Source organism: Hoylesella enoeca JCM 12259, assembly GCF_000613405.1.
Classification (GTDB): domain Bacteria; phylum Bacteroidota; class Bacteroidia; order Bacteroidales; family Bacteroidaceae; genus Prevotella; species Prevotella enoeca.
Genome location: NZ_BAIX01000041.1, coordinates 1 through 20,708, shown reverse-complemented (window position 1 = coordinate 20,708; position 20,708 = coordinate 1). Strand labels below are relative to the sequence as shown.

The following is a 20,708-nucleotide window of genomic DNA, read 5'->3' as shown; positions in this document are numbered from 1 at the left end:
CCAGAAGCCAATGCACCCGATGCAAAACCTGAAACGAAGTTGCCACCATCTATTGCCGTGAAGACGGCACTTGACAGGCCATGTGCACCGGCACGAAGCAACTCATTGCCGAAAGTCATAGCTGTCCCTTTGAAAGCCTCACCAATACCGTAGGTTGCGGCGGAAGACAAAAGGCTCAACGCACCGGCCTTCCATATGCTCTTACCCTCAAATGAGGCTTGCATCATACTGCTTGCCACATTAAATACCGCAAAGGCTATCACGGCGTCATCTATTCCGAAGAGTTCTCCACTTGGATCTGTATATTTCAGCGGATTGTTCAGGCAATACTATATGCCCATGAGGAGTTTCACCAGGGCAGTTTGGGAATAGTTGTTGCTATAGTTTATCCTTTTGTAAGCTCACATACACGATCGCTCTTAATATTTTATTTGAAATAAGGCCATACTCTATATCTCTATTTATATTATACGAGCAAAAATCATCCCAAGTAGTAAAAAAGGGATTTTCTACGGAAATGTCTTTTACGGTAAGACCATATACGGCAATCTGTTCTTTAATGTCGGATATAAAGTCTGAATGCTTAAGAATATGTATTAGATCTTCACCTTCTATATTATTCCCGTCTCCATACACCTTCTTATAATCCTTGGTAATGATAAGACACTCTCTTCCTAATTCTATAATTTCAAATTCTATAGAATGCAAGTTGCTAATATCATAATCTTTAGCCATCGTCTTCAAAACTAGGTCTAAGGACAGTATAAGATTTTCGTAACTTGTCGCAATAAAGTTTTGTGACCTGATATCCGAAAGTCCATGATTTAATCTTATCTTTAAATATATATCATTTTTATTCAAGCCTCCTTGTGAAGAAGAAAAAGAAAGGTTTATTCTTTTTCCATTGATTGCGATCATATATTCCTTACAGGTCAAACTTTGTTTTTTTATAAACGCTTGATAGTTATCACCCTGTTTATGATTGCACCCTATTAATAATATAAAGACAATCGTGTATAGGTATTGATTCTTTTTTAGTGCCATAATATTGTTTTTATCTTATCATAAAGGTGTCCAAAACTTTCTTCCCTGAATACTATATCAATATGTCCAGATACCATAGATGATGGAAAACCATATTGGAAAATAATTCCATTTTTTACTTTAAGACGGGGAACACTCAGACCGGTCCCCCATTTGGAATTGAAATATTCTGTGAATTTGGCCGAAGCAGCAGAACCACCGTTGTTAAAGTATATTGTTTGGGCATTTTGTTAGAACCATTTACGTCTGCAAATACATAAATAAAATTGGTTATAACAAAGAAAAATTATTTCTCTCTTTTGAGCTTGGATCATCTTCATTTAGGCTGTCTATCCCTATAAATATCTTGTATGGAGAGACAGCATACATGAAGAGAAGGGCCATGCTTTTCCTCCTGCATTCTTGCATTGGAGTCAGCTATATGCTTAGTTGACAGTCATTTGCAGGATGTAGTATGCTTGATTTATATATATACTTTCCACATTCATCAATCAGAGTATGCCAGGATGTGGTTTTTGTGAACATCCCATGGGCAACCGTGAAAGATTGACCGAATGATGTGGGGATGTTGTCAGATGCGCAGTTCTTTCAGGATGTCGGCCATCTTCTGCATCGTGGTGATGCGCGTGGGAACGAGCGGCAGACGCAACTCGTTTTCGATCATGCCCATCTCGTGAAGCAACGCTTTGACGCCAGCGGGATTACCGTCGACAAACAGCAGGCTGTAAAGTTCCGTGAAGCGGTGGTGTATTTTGCGGGCTGCTTCGTATTCGCCGTTAAACTCCAATCGGATCATCCGCGAAAACTCTTTGGGCAGTGCGTTTCCGATGACCGAGATCACGCCGGCCGCACCGCTGGCGATCATTGGAAAGGTCAGAGCATCGTCGCCGCTGATGACATCAAAGCGGTCAGGCTTGTTTTTGATGATCTCGTCTACCTGCTCCAGACTGCCGCCGGCTTCTTTGATCGCGATGATATTCTCGCAGTCCTCGGCCAGTCTGACGGTGGTTCCCGCCTTTAAGTTGATACCTGTCCGGCCCGGCACATTATATAGGACAACGGGCAGCGGACTGGCTTTGGCGATGGCTTTGAAATGCCGATAGAGTCCTTCCTGCGACGGTTTGTTGTAATAGGGGCACACGCTGAGCACGCCGCTGATACCTTTCCAGTCGGTCTCCTGAATTTCCTCGACGACTGCCTGCGTGTTATTGCCGCCGCAGCCCATCAGGATTGGTATTTTTCCTGCAACCTCGTCGACGACCAGTTCCTTGATGGCTGCTTTTTCGTTCTTGGTGAGACAGGGTGTCTCTCCCGTGGTGGCGAGAATGCAAAGGAAATCCGCACCGTTGTCGAGTTGATAGGCGATGATGCGTTTCAGCGCATCATAATCGATGGAGCCGTCGCTTGTAAAGGGCGTAATAAGGGCGATTCCCAGGCCTTTAAATATATTGTGTGCCATAAAACAAGTTTTCTATTTACGTGCAAAGATAGCGATTTTTTGCGGTGCAAAGATGCAATCTGCATGGATATTTTTAAGTTTCGGTGAAGTCTTATACCGATACTCTGCTAAGCGGATCCATAAAAAAAGCAGGGGAAACCAAGAAAAAGCCTGGCCCCCCTGACACACACATACAATTCGGTTTATATCTCTATGATGATATCTTCACTGTTTCTGCGTGCAAAGATAAAGAGGATTTTTGGAACCTGCAAGCTTTTTGGAGAAAAACTTCGAAAATAGTTCAAATATTTTTCTATCGGCGTGGTGAAGGCCTTTCAGTAGGGTGGGTGAGTGGTTGGATGAGGCTGGTCGTTGCCGAAGGTTTGACAAAGGCATGTCCATGTGATTTGTCGGTTGGCCGATTGATCACGCGTGGGAAGAAGCACGTGAAAATTGAAACAAAACGCAGACGGGATCTGTTGATCCGATCGATTAGGAGTGTGATAAATTCTAATCGGATAGAATAAGCGGGTTAATTGTATAAAATAAGAACTCGTATAGCTCACACTGAGTGCTATGGGAGTTGTGGGGCACAAGTCCTATACTTCTCAGTGTGAGCTATACGAGTTGGAATTGGGAATCAGGATCAGTCTTTGTCGCTGAACAACGAGGCTGCACGGACGCGCGACAAGGTTTCGGGCGTCATCTGCAAATAGCTTGCTATATAGACCAGCGGCGCGCGCAGCACCACTTGGGGCATGAGTTTGCACAACTTCTTGTAACGATCCTGTGCCGACTCGAATCTGACAAGGTCGGCATGCACTTGCGAAAGGATCAGGCTCTCTTCGAGAATCTTGCGATAAAGAATCTGAATGTTGACATTGTGCAGGGCCACTTGTTCCAGCTTCTGTTTGGGCAACGCATAGAGTATCGTCGACTCTAAGGTTTCCACCATCAGGTGGGTTGGCTCCTCTTGGAACAGACTCTCGATGCACATGACGATCGTGTTTTCCACGCCGAGGTGTTCGGTCAGCTCCTTGTCGTTCTTATAGTAGAACTGTCGCAGAAGCCCTTTGTCGATATAGTAGATGTTTTTGCACACCTCGCCTTCGTTAAGCACCATTGCTCCTTTGGCGAACTTCATTGGGACGAGAATGCTTTCCAATAGGTCGAGTTCGTCGTGTGTCATCGTACTGTATTTGCGCGCCAGCTCTCGGGCGATATCGCGCGGTGTGTTTACCAGTCCTTTCATACCTTTATACCTTTCATTTGATTAATCCAGCTTGAGTACGGCGAGGAAAGCCTTTTGCGGAACCTCTACGTTACCGATTTGCTTCATTCGTTTCTTACCTTTTTTCTGTTTCTCGAGCAATTTCCGTTTCCGGCTGACATCGCCTCCGTAGCATTTTGCCGTCACATCTTTGCGCACGCACTTGATGGTTTCCCGGGCGATGATCTTAGCGCCGATGGCAGCTTGTATGGCTATGTCAAACTGCTGGCGCGGGATCAGATCCTTGAGCTTCTCACACATCCGTCGGCCGAATGTCACGGCGTTGTCCTGGTGGGTCAATGTGGAAAGCGCATCCACCGGTTCGCCGTTGAGCAGAATGTCGAGTTTGGCCAACCGCGACGGTCGGAAGCTGTCGATATGATAATCGAAGGAGGCATATCCTTTGGAGATAGATTTCAGCTTGTCGTAGAAATCGATAACGATTTCACCTAAGGGGAGCATAAAATGCAGTTCGACACGATTACCGCTCACGTATTCTTGTTTGATCAGTTCGCCCCGCTTGTCGAGGCAGAGCTTCATGATCGGCCCTATGAACGATGATGCCGTGATGATCGACGCCCGAATATATGGCTCCTCGATATGGTCGATCATCGTTTGCTCGGGCAATCCGGAAGGATTATGCACTTCTTTCGCATGTCCTTGCTTGTCATATACCATATATGATACGTTGGGAACGGTGGTGATGACATCCATATTGAATTCGCGATCCAGGCGCTCTTGGACGATTTCCATATGAAGCAGACCGAGGAAGCCGCACCGGAAGCCGAAACCCAAAGCCACAGACGATTCGGGTGAGAACGTGAGAGAAGCATCGTTGAGTTGCAGTTTCTCTAAGGATGCCCGCAGGTTTTCATAATCAGCCGGATCGATGGGGTAGACGCCCGCAAAGACCATCGGCTTGACCTCCTGGAATCCGGCGATAGCCTCCGTGCAAGGTCGAGCCACATGGGTGATCGTGTCGCCCACTTTCACCTCCTTGGCATCTTTGATTCCACTGATGATATAGCCCACCTCGCCCGTTTGCATCTCGTTTTTGGGGATCATATCCATTTTCAGTACGCCCACTTCATCGGCATCGTATTCCATGCCTGTATTAAAGAATTTCACTTTGTCGCCTTTGCGAATGCTTCCGTTTTCGATCTTGAAATAAGCGATGATACCGCGGAAACTGTTAAACACAGAGTCGAAAATCAATGCCTGCAAAGGCGCCTCCGGATCTCCCACCGGATGCGGCACCCGCTTGATCACAGCTTCCAGTATGTCCTGGACGCCTTCGCCCGTCTTGCCCGATGCACGAATAATGTCGGTGCGATCACAGCCGAGCAGGTCGATGATCTCATCTTCCACCTCGTCGGGCATAGCGCTTGGCATATCGATCTTGTTGATCACCGGAATGATCTCCAAATTATGATCGATCGCCATATAAAGATTAGAGATAGTCTGTGCTTGCACGCCCTGCGTGGCATCCACTACGAGCAACGCGCCCTCGCAGGCTGCAATGCTTCGCGACACTTCATAGGAGAAATCCACGTGCCCCGGCGTGTCAATCAAGTTCAGAATATATTTCTCGCCATCCAGCGTGTGCTCCATTTGTATGGCGTGACTCTTGATGGTGATGCCGCGCTCGCGTTCCAAATCCATGTCGTCCAGCATCTGTCCTTCTGTCACCTGAATGGTCTGGGTGTATTCCAGCAGACGGTCGGCCAATGTAGATTTGCCATGATCGATATGGGCAATAATGCAAAAGTTTCGTATATGGTTCATCTGATTTCTCATTATATAAATGATGCTTTTTTATATTCAAAAGATGCTTTTTGAATGCGCAAAGATACGAAAAAAAACGATTGTTCTCGTCGGGACCGATGATTTTTATTCATTAAAGTAAACTTGTAATAGTGTGAGCAAAAAGTGAGCAGCGCGCCACGCGCTGCTCACTTTTTGTTTGAAAACAGCGCGGAGCGTCACGCTTCAGCAACTTTTTACACGATTTCATGCCAGCGCGTGACGCTCCAGCAACTTTTTGCACGATTTCATGCCGGCGCGTCACGCTCTACGTACTTTTCGAGCAAAACCATGCTTTCGGAAGTTTCCGCCGCTCAATTCCTGAGCGGAAATGCTCTGGCGGGAGTCCCGCTACTCATTTTTCGGGCAAAAAGTTGCTGGCGGGAGCTGTTTTTTGCCCTTTTGCTTTGTTGGGGGTTGGTCGGTGGACTTATGATTGTGCGATTGTGTCAATAATTTAAGATTCAACACTTGTAATTGCTCATTCAACATTCGTTCTCATATTTTTTTGTAACTTTGCCGCGAAATGGAACAGCCATATCCTTCAAAATTATTGGAAAAAGCGGTAACCGAGTTTGCCGGATTGCCCGGAGTCGGACGCAAAACGGCGCTGCGACTGGTGTTGCATCTGCTCAGGCAGTCGACAGAAGCTGTGAATGCGTTTGCTGAAACGGTGTCGAGGATGAAACGGGATATCAAATATTGCCGCGTGTGTCACAATATCAGCGACACTGATTTGTGTCCGATTTGTTCGAGCCTGCACCGCGATTCGTCGCTGATTTGCGTCGTGGAGAATATTCAGGACGTGATGGCTATCGAAAATACGCAGCAATATAATGGATTGTATCATGTTTTGGGCGGGATTATTTCGCCGATGGACGGTGTGGGACCTGCCGATATTGAGATCGATTCTCTTGTGGAACGGGTGCGCGGCGGGGGCATAAACGAGGTGATTTTGGCGCTGAGTTCGACGATGGAAGGCGACACAACTAATTTTTATATATCGCGAAAATTGGCCGAATGGGATGTGAAGCTGAGCGTGATTGCGCGCGGAATTTCGGTGGGAGATGAACTGGAATATACTGACGAGGTCACGCTGGGTCGCGCGATTGTGAACAGGACTGAAATGACGAACGAATCATAATGTTGTATGGAGCGGATCAGTAAGATTTTGATGACGGAGTTTTGCATGGCGTTGGGGCTTTCGCTGCTAATCGTGGTGCTGTTTGAAACCGATTTGTTACCGGCTGGTTGGCTTGCGGGTGAGAAGTCTTCGGAGTTTGTTTGGGCTATGGTGATGGAGCTTTTCACCATTTGCGCTATTCCGATAGCACTGCGCTTGTTCCGTTTCGGGCGTGTGTCGACACAGTTGAAAACAGCTCCCGAGCGCGCGTTGTTGCGTTGGGGAACGTTGCGGCTGTTGCTGCTTTGTGTGCCGATGTTTGTCAATGCTCTGCTCTATTATCTCTATATGGCCACTTCTTTCGGCTATATGGGCATCATTCTGGTGCTTTGTCTTTTCTTCATTTACCCTTCTCGACGGCGTTGCGAAACTGAAACGGAACGATGAAACTGTCTGTCGTCATTGTCAATTACAATGTCAAGCATTATTTGGGACAGTGTCTCGCATCGCTTACACGGGCTTTGGCGGATGTCGAAGCCGAAGTTTTCGTTGTCGATAATCATTCGAATGATCATTCGGTGGCCTATATCGAAGCGCATTTTCCTGATGTGAAGGTTATCAGTAGTGCGCATAACTTGGGTTTTGCACGCGCTAATAATCTCGCCATCCGGCGTTGTCGAGGTGAGTTTATTTTGTTGTTGAATCCCGATACCATTGTCGGCGAACAGACGATTTGCCGTGCGATTCGTTTCATGGAGTTGCATTCCGAAGCAGGCGCAACGGGTGTGAGAATGCTCAAAACGGATGGTTCGGATGCCATGGAGTCACGCCGCGGAAAGCCGACTGTGATGACAGCGTTTTACAAGATGAGCGGACTCTGTGCGGCATTCCCATTGAGTCGCCGTTTCGGTCGTTATTACATGAGTTTTCTTTCATGGAGTGAGGCGACGCAAATTGATGTAGTGAGCGGCGCTTTTTGTCTGTTGCGACAGGCGGCTTTGAAACAAGTCGGACTTTTGGATGAAGACTTTTTCATGTATGGAGAGGATATCGAGCTGTCTTGTCGACTGCTGAAAGCGGGTTGGCAAAACTGGTATTTGCCTGTGAAAATCCTGCATTACAAAGGTGAAAGCACGCAAAAGTCGTCCTTCCGGTATGTTCATGTCTTTTACGGAGCTATGTTGATCTTCTTCCAGAAACACTATCGCCACGCGAGTTTCCTGCTGACCGGACCCATCAAGATTGCTATTTGGATCAAAGCGTCTATGGCTTTGACAAGACTTTTTATCACAAAAACGCGTCAGAATTTAGGTTTTTTCGTGGATCGGAAGCCTGAATGCGACTATCTTTTTATTGGAAACGAACCGTCGATTGATGTCTGTCGTAATTTGGCCAACCGTAAAGGACTGCGTGCTCGATTCATTGTGGCCAACGAAATGTCGTTACCCACCGGGCATCAAGGTCTAACGGATGGCGATCGACGCATCTATGTGGTTTACGATACGGATGCTTACAGCTTCGATTCGATATTCGATATCTTTTCAAATCATCATCAATCCAACGTGCATTTGGGCACTTTCTGGCCTCAAACGCAAGTGATCATCACAGCCGAAGACATATTGCAATGAATTTACCCGAAGTAAAAATCCGGGCTATGGAACCCGAAGATTTAGACGCGTTGTATCGAATTGAAAACGATACGACGCTGTGGGACATCGGTCCGACCAATGTTCCGTATTCTCGTTACATGCTGCGCGATTACATTGCGCATTCGTCTGCCGACATTTATACGGATAAACAAGTGCGCCAACTCATTGAAAACGCTGCCGGAGAAGTTGTCGGACTTATCGATCTTTGCAATTTCGAGCCGCGCCATCTGCGTGCGGAAGTGGGTATTATCATTCAAAACAACTGTCGCAGAAAGGGCTATGCAACAGCTGCCATGCACTGGCTCATCGATTATTCGCGCCGCATTCTGCATCTGCATCAACTTTATGCCGTGATCGACAGCGGCAATGCACGGTGCCTGCAACTGTTTTTGCGCCTTGGATTTGTGCAAAATGCGATACTGAAAGACTGGCTTGCAGTCGACAACAGTTATCGTGATGCCATTTTGTTACAACTGTTATTATCAACAAAAGACCGTTGAAGATCTTGTCTTCAACGGTTTTGCGGTGCGTACGAAACTTGAACTTGTTTCTGTAACACCCTGTATCACAACTATTTTTATTGGTCTCATTCATCTATGTAGCCAAATTGTAGCCACTATAGAGTATTTTGAGAGTACTTAAATAATTCGCTCTACTGACATCACCTATGTCATTTCGGGTACAAAGGTACATAAAAAATGAACCACCGCCAAATATTTGATTGAAAATCTTTTAGAAAGATTCCGGCTACAATTTCAGTGCACGGTGCAAGCCCTTATATATAAAAGGGACTTGCACCGTGCACTGACGGTCTATCCGTGTGTGAAACAATAAAAAATGCAAATAGTATCATATTGCCAACATTGGCAATCCAATATTCTTAAAAAAGGTTTATTTCTTTGGAACTTTGCACCTATAAATCAAATAAACAAACAAATATGGATAAGAAGATGATACCTCAAAAGGGAGAGGGACGCTTGTTTATCGTGCTTCCCACTCTTGAAATCATGCTGTCTTCTTGCGATAACAGCAAGATGAGAGCCCAAGTTGCCGGCATGGAGAATTCCAATTTCAGGAAGCATTGCAAGATGCAGACAGATTTGAGAATTGACACCTATACCAAATGCGCCTCCGCATTCGACATGGATGTACTTCTTTTGCATCTTCCCAAAGGAATGATAGAATCTTTGGTACATACCACCGAAGACAAAGACCATCGTTTCTTCACAATTGAGAATGAAGACCTCATCTTTTTGTTGAACAGGCTCTGTCAGGTAGATCACAAAAGAATGATTCAACATATCATACTTCTTGCCAACCGTATAGTAAAAAAGCAAGACAACCTATCTACATTTCGTGATTTAATGGCAGCTATTGAGGAACTTATCCAAAAACTGATGCGTGATGACAGAGAATAACATGCTTCCTTCCGCCCTTTTGGAAGAAATACATTCCTTGAAAGAAAATATGGAACGGATTACAGGCTTCATCCTTGAACTGAAACAGGACTATGCCGTGTTGGAAGAAAAGATTGAGCTGAATTCTTCTGATGTCCTGCGACTTCTCGGCATATCCAGAGCTTCACTTGCGCGATGGAGAGACAGCAAGGTTGTCCCTTACCGTTATGTTTCCTGCAATCACGTGGTCTATCCCTTCAAAGGACTGTACATTGCAATCAAGACGGGACGTGCTTCCTTCAAAGGCTTTCGCAGGGTGGAAGCCTTGCAAAGGCTCAATGCCTACAAGGACGGTATATTGAAAGGATATATGGGAGACTCACAAATTCTGTTTGAGGAACTATGAACATTAAGGAAGAAATCTTGGAACACACAAACAGGGGACTTGAAGTCTTCAGTTTCTATATGCCGATTGACTTTGTTCCGAAACGGAATTTTCGGAATCCATTATATGAGGATAAAAGGGCATCCTGCAACATCTATCTTGATACAAAATCGCAATGCTACCGCATGAAAGATTTTGGGAACGAGGCATATTCGGGTGATTGTTTCTGGTTTGCAGCGACGATGCTTGGTCTCGATGTTCGATCGAATTTCAGAAAAGTGTTATTGACTATCATACAGGATCTAAACCTCAACATTACCGTGGATTTTAAGACTGATGAGAATAGAAAAACAAAATCTCCTGAGGACGTCCGTCTTGTTTCTCCAACACCAACCAATGCAAAAGAAAGGCTTTCCGAAAAGAAAAAGGTATTCAAACTATACGAACAACCATTTAATGCTGAGGAGTTGTCCTTTTGGCTGCGCTATGGGATAACAGACAGGATATTACAGCGGTATCACGTTAAGTCTCTGTTTCGTTATGAAACAATCTCTAATCAGGGAAAACCTTTTAGCTTGACTTCTACAAGGGAAGAACCAATGTTCTGTTATATGATGGGAGACTTTGTAAAGCTGTATCGTCCACAAAGTAAGTTACGCTTCCTTTACGGAGGGGATAAATTGAAAGATTATATCTTTGGTTTTGAGCAGTTACCAAGTAAAGGGGACGTTTTATTTATCACCGGTGGAGAGAAAGATGTATTGTCACTATCTTCACATCACTTTAATGCCATCTGCTTCAATAGCGAAACTGCCTCCATTCCTGAGCCTATTATCGAAAGCCTGCAACTACGATTTAGACACATCGTTCTGCTTTATGATACGGATGAAACCGGACTACGAGAAGCAGAGAGGCAAGCCAAGCTGTTGGAACCATACCATGTGTTTTATCTGAGACTATCTTTGCAAGGTACAAAAGCAGAAAAAGACATTTCTGATTTTTTTGCTTTGGGAAAGACAGAAAAGGATTTAACTTCTTTACTGACAGAAAAACTTTCAAGTATATATACCCATACAATTATGATGCTGCAATCATGTGAAATAGACTATGACAATCCTCCTGATGCTTCAAAGTCCGTTGTGGCAGTAAATGGTGTGCCACTGGGTACGCAGGATAATCTGTTTTGTATCACAGGTGGGGAGGGGACAGGCAAGAGCAATTATGTGGCAGCCATTCTTGCCGGGACATTAGGAACAGAACGGTTACCTGCCGAGAAAACATTGGGATTGGAAATTACGCCCAACCCTAACGGCTTGGCGGTATTACACTACGATACGGAACAGTCTGAGGCACAACTTCACAAGAATTTGGGTAAAACCTTACAACGTGCATCACTGAAAACTGTGCCGGAATTTTACCACTCCCTGTATCTTGCCTCGCTCTCCCGTAAGGACCGCCTTAAACTTATCCGTGAGAGTATGGACTTGTTTCATCACAAGCATGGTGGTATCCATCTCGTGGTGATTGACGGCATAGCCGACCTGATACGCTCCGCCAATGATGAAACGGAAAGTATTGCCATCGTTGACGAACTTTATCGTCTGGCAGGTATCTACAATACCTGTATCATCTGTGTCCTTCACTTTGTACCTAACGGCATTAAGTTGCGCGGGCATATCGGCTCTGAACTGCAACGCAAGGCTGCGGGCATTCTCTCCATAGAGAAAGACGATAATCCCGAATATTCCGTTGTGAAAGCATTGAAAGTCCGTGACGGAAGTCCGTTGGACGTACCGATGATGCTTTTCGGATGGGACAAGGCAGAGGATATGCACGTCTATCGCGGAGAAAAATCGAAAGAGGATAAGGAGAAACGAAAGACCGATGAGCTGATTGCCGTTATCAAAGAAGCTTTCCGAAATACCATCAAACTCACCTATCAGGAACTCTGCGAGGTGTTGATGCGTGAAATGGAAATCAAAGAAAGGACGGCGAAGAAATACATTGCCTATATGAAAGAGCAACATATCTTGGCGCAAGATGCAAGTGGAAATTATCAAAAAGGGGAACTATGCCATACTTAGACCACCAGCCTGAAGACACATGGCAGAAACGCCTGTTTGATAGCCTGAAGAACATGGAAGACAAACTCGACCGTTTGCTTGTCCTGCGGGAACAGGAAATAGATACAACAGTCCGCCCTCCATTGAAACCGGAATACTTGGACATCATAGATGTCTCCAAAATCTTGAAGGTGGAACAAAAGACTGTTTACAACTGGGTTTGGGCAGGAAAAATTCCTTATCTCAAAGCCAATGGACGATTGCTTTTTCTCCGGGAAGAAATTGACGAGATGCTGAGAAGGCGAGATAGTTGGTGATGCGTATTTGTCGGTTTTTATTGTTGTTTTGTTGTGTAAATGCAAGCAGTTACATTACAAAATAACGGTTGCAAAATTGATAATACTTACATTAACACTGGCATGGCTCGCCAATCTCGTTTTTTTTCTCTGTTTTTTGTGCTGATTATGAGATTTTATATGTACCTTTGTTGTCGTTAATAATGCATTATTTCGCGACAAAATACATTTACAATTATGATAGAAAGCATTGAAAGTAAAATACTTATAAAAACAAAGAAGTGCGGACGTGGTTCTGTGTTTTTTGTAGGGGATTTTATTTCGTATGGCAATCGAGATGCCGTTAATAAGGCTTTGGAACGTCTCGTAGAAAAAGGACAGATGCTTAGGGTTGCACGTGGCATCTATTGCTACCCTAAAATAGAAAAGGTATATGGGCTTGGAGTAGTTCCTCCGTCGCTTGAAGATATTGCCAAAGCAATGGCAAAAAGGGATGGTGCAAGGATTGTTCCAACGGGGCTTTATGCCCAATACCAATTAGGACTGACTCAACAGATACCGATGAACGTAGCTTACTTAACCGACGGTGTCTCACGTACTAAATCTTGGCGAGGGGAAAAACATAAAATTCAAGCGTGCCTCTCCCAGATATTTCTCCATCCGTAGCCGGTTGGCCCTTCTCTTAACAACAGCCCTTAAAAACTGGAAAGTAGAGAATCTGACTGATGAGCAGGTTGCTACCATTAAAATGAAGTTAAACGAAAATCCTCACCTTCAAGTTGCCGACCTCAAACTGATGCCTTCAAAGGTAAGGGAATTTATAGTTGGTCTATATGAATAAGCTTCTTGGGTTATCCGACTCACAACGGAAAAGCGTCTATGAATCAATTGCAGATAAAGTCGGGTTACCTGCACAAGTGATTGAGAAAGATTTTTGGGTAACTGCAATCTTGCAAACTATCTTTTCACTTCCTATAGCAGAGCATCTTGTTTTCAAAGGCGGCACAAGTCTGAGCAAAGGTTGGAAACTTATAGAGCGATTCTCGGAAGATATAGATGTTGCTGTCAATCCTGTTTTTCTTGGTGCTCCTGAAGGAGATCTTACAAAAAGACAAATCAAGAAATTGCGCAAGGCATCATCGCTTTTTGTTTTAGAGGAACTAACCCCTATGATTTGTGAAGAACTAAAAAGACAAGGCTTGCAGTCGTTTGTCACAGTTAATGCCCAGCCCAATGGCGAAGGTGACACCACCTATCCCGAGCCACGTCAGATTTATCTTCACTATAAATCAGTTTTTGACAAGGGGCTTACATATCTCCGCCCTGATATTGTGTTGGAAGTGAGTGCACGTTCATTGCTTGAGCCGACAGAATCAATACAAATTAAAAGTATTATTGGAGAGCATCTTCCGATTATACCGTTGGCTGACAGTGCCGTTCATACTGCTATTCCCGCAAAGACATTCCTTGAAAAGGCTTTCTTGCTCCACGAATTGTTCTCCATTCCCGGATACGGAATGATAGCAGAGCGCAAGAGCCGACATCTTTATGACCTTTACGTCATGATGGATAAAGATTTTGCAAAGAAAGCCATTGCAGATGATGCATTATGGGAATCTATTCGTCACCATAGAGAAATTTATACTTCAGTGAAAGATGTGGATTATACTCCCGATGTACGCAAACGTCTCCGGATTGTCCCCCGGAAAGATATTCTTGAAGAATGGAAATCAGACTATCAGGCAATGATGGAATCAATGATTTATGGGAAAAAACCTTCATTTGAAGAACTATTAGATGCACTATCCGAACTTCAAGAAAGGTTTAGGATAAGCAAATAGTAAACAAGACAAATAATCTATTAGATTTTGCAATAATACTCGTTTATTGCCAAAATCTAACCGGCTCGACAAATAATTACAAATATACATCCATTAGTGTCTCCACTTGGGTCTGAAACTCTGTAAACGGCTATCCTCTTCTTTATCTTGGACAGGATTATTCTCATTTTTCATTTCGACGGAATAATTATTGTTGGGTAAATTCTCTTCTTGCTCCTTTTCTTCCGTTTCATCTTTTTCCTCATCAGGTGGAGCAAGTGTAAGTGCAATTTTTCTGTCCAGCTCCGCAGCTTCACTTTTAAGTGAGCGAAGCTCGTCCTCTTTTTTCCACGAGCTGTTTGCAATAGTAATGTAAACATCCTTATTAGCTGCTACCTTTGCCATTTCCTTCTCGTGCGACTCTACCACTTTTGGAATACGTTCCAAAGCATTGATGAAGTTCTGACACGCGAGTTTCGGGTCTGTTGCCAACTTACCGTTATTATAGGTATAGTAGATGCTTTCCTGTCCCTTGACAAAGAAACGGTTCACCGAACAGTCAAACAAATCCTTGGAAGTACTCTCTGTCTTGACCATAATGGAGAAACCATAGATTTCGCCAATTTTGTTGTACTCCCCTTTGGTGCGAGCTTTTTCGTCTATCTCTTGTAAACGTGCAGCAATAGCCTTGATGTCGGTGCTGTCTTCCACACCTTTGATTGTCAGTTTATTTATAGGTGTACCTTCATCATCACGCTCCACACGCTTCTCAAAGAGAGCTAAGTCAGACTGTGCCTCCTTGACTTTGTCTGTATGGAAAGACACGGAACTTTCAATCTCTGCCAGCTTACCCGTTGCAGCATCACGCTCACGGAGAAAGTTCTTACGTTCTGATTCCAAGGTGGTAATCTTCTTATCCAATCTTGCTTTCTCCAAAAGGTCGGTATTACCTGAAAGCACTGCTACGTATTCTGAGAAGTTCATGCCGCTGTCCTCATCCATCGAACCCTCATCGATAGTGCGACTACCAAGCGTGTTTGTCTTGAGCTGATTAATGAAGAGCTGCTTGTTATGCAAAAGGTTGAACTTATAACTGTCCAACGAGCGTTCCACGGCATAGATAATCACATCGACCTTGTTGTCGGCAAACTCCTTGGCAACAAGATTTCCTTTACGGATGGCACGCCCGTTACGCTGTTCCAGATCCGATGGCCGCCACGGCGTGTCAAGTTGATGGACCGCTACTGCCCGCTGCTGTGCGTTCACGCCTGTACCCAACATGGATGTAGAACCGAAGATAATGCGAATATCACCACGGTTCATCGCATCCACCATCGCTTTCTTGGCTTTCTCATTCTTGCATTCCTGAATGAAACGTATTTCATAGGATGGAATATGATAATCCTCTACCAACTTTCTCTTGATTTCCGAATAGATGTTGAACTCTCCGCCAGGCTTGTAAGTACCTAAATCAGAGAACACGAACTGTGTTCCTTTCTGTGCGTCGAACTTCTTGTAATAGTCATTGAGTAGTTTCGCACAGTGGCTTGCCTTGTTGTCGATATGGTCTGAGTACCCATTTTCATCTATCATGCGTAAATCAAGGCTCATCTTGCGGCATAGTCAGTTGCGATAAGCATCTTTGCCTTTTCCTCGCTCTCGCTGAGCGGCGCACGTCCCAAGAGTGTGGCGTTACCCGTCTTGGCAAACTCCATCAGCTTGCCGATAAATTCCTCTTGTTCAGGTGTGGGCGGTATGTTGTGCAGTATCTCGTTCTTCTCGGGGCGGTCGATACCGATGTCCTTTGCCGTGCGGAAGTCGCAAATCTCCGCATAGAACGAGGCAAGCTCTGGTACCTTGATAAAGGTTCGGTAACGTTCCTTCTGGATAATCTCATTAGTGATGGAGAACTCGTAGTCAGTTGATTTCTTGGCAAAGACCGCCGCCCACGCATCAAAGCTGTTGATGCCCTGCCGCTCCAACGCCTGTGGGCGCAGGTATTTGAAAAGCAGGTACAATTCTGTCAGTGAGTTGCTGATGGTCGTTCCCGAAAGGAAAGTGGCTCCTAAGTCCTTGCCGGACCTCTCCTGTATGGTGCGAATGGCAAAGAGCATGTTTAAGGCACGCTGTGAGCCATCGGGATTGCCCAAGCCCGACACACGGTCATGGCGTGTGTTGAACATCAGGTTCTTGAATTGGTGGCTCTCATCCACGAACAAATGGTCGATACCCATCATCTTGAAGTCTACAGCATCGTCCTTTCTTTCGGCGATGCTGTCCTGTATGTTCTGCAACTTGGCTTCAAGCGTCTGCTTGCGTTTTTCCAGTCCTTTGAGCATGCCACGGGAGATGTCTCTTCCTTGTTGCCGCAACACCTCGAGGTTCTCTTCCACGGAGTCCAGTTCCTTCTGCATAATCGCTTCCTGTATCTCCAAGGCCTGCGGTATCATACCGAACTGTTCATGCGTGAGTATAATACAGTCCCAGTCGTTGTTCTTGATGTCGTTGAAGATGCGCTGGCGGTTCTGCTTATTAAAATCGTTCTTACCTGGATAGAGTACCTTAGCATTGGGATAAGCTTTCCTAAAGGTATCGGCAATATCGAAGACGTTTGCTTTCAGTCCGATAATCATTGGTTTGTTCGCCAACCCCAACCGTTTCATCTCGTAGGCTGCCGTACACATGATGAGTGTCTTTCCCGCTCCCACCTCGTGGTCGCAGATACCGCCGCCGTTGGTCTTGAGCATCCATACGGCATCCTTCTGGCTTTTGTAGAGGTCGGCAATGCCCAATCGTCTGAGGTCAAGGTCGGGAAACGTCTGGTGCGTGCCGTCAAAGTTGGGTCGCACAAAACAGTTGAAAAGACGATTATAACGGTCAGAGAGTTGTTGCTTGAACGTGTCAGGTGTACGTCCGAGCCAATCAACAAAGCCCTGCCTGATTTCCTCAATCTTGGCATTTGCCATCTGGATAGCATGTCCGTCCCTTACTTTGATAGTTTTCGTCTCTCCCGTAACCTTATCCGTCATCTCCTTGCTCTTGTTGATGTCGGGAATGGTGTTGTGCAGGGCATGCTTGAGGAGATTGATGCCATCATAGCGGCGGAACTCACCTTGTACGGCATACTTGTGCCAGATATTGGCATTCTTTCGGTCGCAGACAATGGAATACTCGTCCATGTTGGAATGGTAGGATACGCCAATATCCGTCTCGAAGAACTCCGAGGCGAACCTGCCATAGACTTTGGCAGGTATCCAGCGTTCACCGAGATTGAAGTCCAAATCAGCAAAGGGAATGGGTGTAGGTGTGGCTGCACGCAAAGCGGCAAGGCTCTGTTTGGCTTCCTCATGGTCTGGATGATCCAAGAGCCATGACTCAATACGCTCCGTCTTCTCTATTACATTGCCCGAAATGAACTTGTCCGCCACCTCGTAGGCGTTTTCTTCGGGATTGTAATAGATACGACCTTCCAAGGAAGAAATAATGTCGCTTTCCTCCATATCAGGTAAAAGCGAACTCATGTAGTCAAGTTCCACCGTGCCGTACTTGTTGAGCGATGCGCCCAGTGCCTCCATCGGGTCTGCGGCAACGGTCAGTTCCGTGGTGGAAAATGCCGTTGGATGGTCAAAGATGTCCGCCTTGATGTACCTGCCGTTTTCGGAGCGTTCCAAGAAGAGCATTTCCACGCCTGTAGCATCCATCTTGATGATGTCGGTGTTCGCCTTTTGGTTAAAGTATCCCCAGCGTGCAACATAGTCATCATACAGATGGTTGAGCCTGCTGCGGTCTTCCCTGTCTTCTGCATGGTTCTCTGCCTCGTAGTCATAGAGACGGTGATAGCACTCCCGTATTTCGATATAGGCTTTGAGACGGGAAAGCTGTGCATACGGCAAGTCCATCGGGTTAAAGGTTGGATGTCGCTTTAAGTCAGAAAGAAACCCCACCTGACCTTTCTGCACGACAATGGAGCCGTCTCTTAGGTGTGAGTCCGGCGAAGAGAGAAAAGGGCGTGGTGAAGCGTCAAACTCCTTTCTGACTTCCGCTATCGGCTGCGGCTTGCGCTCCTCGGCTTCGTTCATAAAGTCAAAGAGTGACGGCTCACGTGGAGAGGAAGAAGCTGCTTTCCTGCTGCCACGGGTACGCCGTTGAGGAGAGGTTACTGACTTTTGTATCTTGGACTCCGATGGTTTCTGGGGAGCAGTTTGTGTTATAGGACGGTGCGCCTGTGAAGTTCCTGAATTATCCTTGATTTCATTGTTCACACGGCTGACCTCTCTTGTCCAAAGGCTGTATTCTTCCGGGGCAAACAGTGACAGCTGCTCCGGTTGTCCGATGTCTTCCATGTTGTTGTCCACCACCGGATGATGATCGTCGTCAAAGAACACCGTCTGTCCGTTCATCTCTCTTGGGGCTTCAATATCCGTACGGATTTCCGACCTTTCCTGCTCGTATTGATGATGAAGTGTCAAGGCGGGTACGCCTTCGGGAGCAGGTTCTATAGTCATGGAAGGCTGTTCTGATACGAATTGTTGTGGGGCAGACTCTGATGATGACGGCTGTAATGGAATTGTCTCGCCGCTATGAACGGTATTTTCCATTATCTGCGTATCGTTCTCAGAAGCAATGGTTACAGTCTCCTTAACCTTAGTCTCTGTTTCTGCCTTTGTTATCACTTCTTCCTTGATTTTCTCTGCCACCACTTCTTCTTTGGTATATTGTCCCCTGACGATTTCTTCCAGTTCGGCTATCTCGTGTAATTTCTTAGGAGAGAAATACAGGTCGCGCTCTATGCCCAGTCCTCTTACTTTCACGCCTTCCATCTCATCAAGGGACATATTGCCAAGCTCCCAGCCGTAACCCATCGTGACAGCACCGAAACCAATGCGGCTCTTAGGATCATATTCCAGAAGGTAGGCTGTGTATGCTCCCATAGGGAAGAAATAGCGTGCATAGGCAACCTTATCGCCTATGAGTTCCTTTTCCGTGCTGTAAAGTTTTGGTAGTTGCTTCCTGATACTGTCGGGCATGAGGTTATAGGCTTCGTTTATACCCTTGTCTTCAGTCTTTGTCTTCTCTGTTTCTTCTTTCCGACTTATGGTAATACCCAACTTGCGAAGCTGTTTCTCTGCTTCCGCCTCCCGCTCTGCCTCTGTCATCGGTATACCGGTCTCATATAGTTTACGGTCGATACGTTGTCCCATTTCAAGGGAGAGTTGTGTTCGGAGACTTTCTGCCATTTCCTCAATCCCTCCCGTGAACCGATACTCCCATGCCGGTCTTCCATAAGGGTCTGTACCATTATGCGCTCTGTGGCAACGGTGCGATGAGAAATGTCCTTCCATTCTCCTGCAAAAAGTGAGTTGTGCTTGAAGACGACAGAAGAGCCTTCTTCCTTGGGAACGGAAACGGTTTCTACGAACTGCTGCTCAATACCATCGCTGATTTTCTTTCCTGTCAGCTTCTGCAGGACGATGAGGTCACTGCCCACGTCCGTTCCTGCATTGTCTGAAAACATGCCCGATGGCAGACGGAGGGCAGAGATAAGGCGGCTGTTCTGCATGAGGTAACGGCGTATGGCTTCATTACGAGGGCTATCTAATAAACCCTGTGAGGTAATAAATGCCAAAATTCCGCCTTCCTTGATGCAGTCCAGACCTTTCACGAAGAAGTAATTGTGAATGGCACGTGTGGACTCACGTTTAAGAGTGTCCTTGCCTTTGTTATACTCTCGGTCATAAACCATAAAATCACCAAAGGGAATGTTACTTGTAATAAGGTCGTATTTGTCTTTGTCTTCCAGTTCTCCAATAGCTTCAAAAGGCTCATTTCGGACGAAGATATTGCCTTTGCCATAGGGGTGCAGGGCTTGGCTGATATGGGCAGTGAGCAGATCCTTTTCCATTGCATCCACCACACCCACTTGCCTTGCAAAGGTTTCGGCAAAGGCACCCATACCCATAGAAGGGTCTAAGCATCGCCTTATCTGCAGGTTTGTGGAGGCAAGTGCATCAGAGATGGCAGAAACGATACGGGTATCGGTATAGAAGGAGGTCAGTACACTTGCCTTGATGCTCTCCCAATACCGCTTGGCGGTATTGGCATCTAAGGCTTCACGATAAATCATCTGTTTGAGCTGCTGTGTCGGCTCAAAGAGATTCTGTTCAGACTTGCTCCAATAGCGTATGTCATCGGGGTTATCTGTGCGGTTGAGTATACATTTCAAGCCACCGAAGCCTGATAGTTCCATAAGATACTTTTCTCAGCTTCGGTGGCTTCGCGGCGTTCTTTCTCCAGGCGCAAGACTACACGGATAGCCTCCGTGTTGGCTTGCAGGACTTCTTTTTTATTGTATGCCATAGTGTTTTCTTTTAATAAAGTGGAGGTAAAAAGGTCGGCAGGTAGTACTTGTATCTCCCGATC

Annotated in this window: 14 protein-coding genes and 2 pseudogenes; 10 read left to right on the top strand and 6 right to left on the bottom strand. The window is 45.7% G+C overall.

The window, feature by feature from the left end; genetic code table 11:
* The 5 genes from JCM12259_RS15035 to lepA all read right to left on the bottom strand — a co-directional run.
* The coding region (locus JCM12259_RS15035; protein WP_036888948.1) for a hypothetical protein at positions 1–227 on the bottom strand (227 nt) is incomplete at its 3' end.
* 151 nt (positions 228–378) lie between these two features.
* Entirely contained in the window at positions 379–1,044 is a 666-nt protein-coding gene (locus JCM12259_RS10245; protein ID WP_025066397.1) for a hypothetical protein, read from the bottom strand.
* A 571-nt stretch (positions 1,045–1,615) separates the two neighbouring features.
* Positions 1,616–2,503 carry a 4-hydroxy-tetrahydrodipicolinate synthase gene (gene dapA, locus JCM12259_RS10240; protein ID WP_025066396.1) on the bottom strand — a complete coding sequence of 296 codons (888 nt, stop codon included), beginning with the start codon at positions 2,501–2,503 and terminating at the stop codon, positions 1,616–1,618.
* A gap of 625 nt (positions 2,504–3,128) precedes the next feature.
* On the bottom strand, positions 3,129–3,734 hold the full coding sequence (locus JCM12259_RS10230; RefSeq protein ID WP_025066394.1) for a Crp/Fnr family transcriptional regulator: 606 nt from the start codon (positions 3,732–3,734) through the stop codon (positions 3,129–3,131).
* Positions 3,735–3,755: 21 nt separating this feature from the next.
* Positions 3,756–5,537: a translation elongation factor 4 gene (gene lepA / locus JCM12259_RS10225; RefSeq protein WP_025066393.1), complete on the bottom strand. Its 1,782-nt coding sequence runs from the start codon at positions 5,535–5,537 to the stop codon at positions 3,756–3,758.
* Between the two features lie 544 nt (positions 5,538–6,081).
* On the opposite strand from lepA, the gene recR reads away from it, so the two are divergent.
* The 10 genes and pseudogenes from recR to JCM12259_RS10175 all read left to right on the top strand — a co-directional run bounded on the left by recR (position 6,082) and on the right by JCM12259_RS10175 (position 14,309).
* Entirely contained in the window at positions 6,082–6,699 is a 618-nt protein-coding gene (gene recR / locus JCM12259_RS10220) for a recombination mediator RecR (RefSeq protein ID WP_025066392.1), read from the top strand.
* Between the two features lie 6 nt (positions 6,700–6,705).
* Positions 6,706–7,125 (top strand): hypothetical protein, encoded by a 420-nt coding sequence (locus JCM12259_RS10215; protein WP_025066391.1) that lies wholly within the window; start codon positions 6,706–6,708, stop codon positions 7,123–7,125.
* A complete protein-coding gene (locus JCM12259_RS10210) occupies positions 7,122–8,306 on the top strand; it encodes a glycosyltransferase family 2 protein (RefSeq protein ID WP_025066390.1) in 1,185 nt (394 codons plus the stop codon). Before JCM12259_RS10215 ends, JCM12259_RS10210 begins: the two co-directional genes overlap by 4 nt.
* A 26-nt stretch (positions 8,307–8,332) precedes the next feature.
* On the top strand, positions 8,333–8,827 hold the full coding sequence (locus JCM12259_RS10205; protein ID WP_234396597.1) for a GNAT family N-acetyltransferase: 495 nt from the start codon (positions 8,333–8,335) through the stop codon (positions 8,825–8,827).
* Between the two features lie 438 nt (positions 8,828–9,265).
* The gene (locus JCM12259_RS10200) at positions 9,266–9,745 is read left to right on the top strand and encodes a hypothetical protein (protein WP_025066388.1); all 480 of its coding nucleotides are present in this window, start codon (positions 9,266–9,268) and stop codon (positions 9,743–9,745) included.
* A complete protein-coding gene (locus JCM12259_RS10195) occupies positions 9,732–10,130 on the top strand; it encodes a hypothetical protein (protein WP_004346459.1) in 399 nt (132 codons plus the stop codon). Before JCM12259_RS10200 ends, JCM12259_RS10195 begins: the two co-directional genes overlap by 14 nt.
* Positions 10,127–12,193 (top strand): bifunctional DNA primase/helicase, encoded by a 2,067-nt coding sequence (locus tag JCM12259_RS10190; RefSeq protein WP_025066387.1) that lies wholly within the window; start codon positions 10,127–10,129, stop codon positions 12,191–12,193. Before JCM12259_RS10195 ends, JCM12259_RS10190 begins: the two co-directional genes overlap by 4 nt.
* Complete coding sequence (locus JCM12259_RS10185; protein ID WP_025066386.1) at positions 12,181–12,489, top strand: helix-turn-helix domain-containing protein; 309 nt, start codon at positions 12,181–12,183, stop codon at positions 12,487–12,489. Before JCM12259_RS10190 ends, JCM12259_RS10185 begins: the two co-directional genes overlap by 13 nt.
* Positions 12,490–12,705: 216 nt before the next feature.
* Positions 12,706–13,309 (top strand): annotated as a pseudogene (locus tag JCM12259_RS15030) (DUF6088 family protein).
* Complete coding sequence (locus JCM12259_RS10175) at positions 13,302–14,309, top strand: nucleotidyl transferase AbiEii/AbiGii toxin family protein (protein WP_025066385.1); 1,008 nt, start codon at positions 13,302–13,304, stop codon at positions 14,307–14,309. The pseudogene JCM12259_RS15030 and the gene JCM12259_RS10175 overlap by 8 nt, the downstream one beginning before the upstream one ends.
* Positions 14,310–14,402: 93 nt before the next feature.
* Here JCM12259_RS10175 and JCM12259_RS15020 read toward each other — a convergent pair.
* Positions 14,403–20,645, bottom strand: a pseudogene (locus tag JCM12259_RS15020) (helicase-like domain-containing protein).
* Between the last annotated feature and the right edge of the window lie 63 nt (positions 20,646–20,708).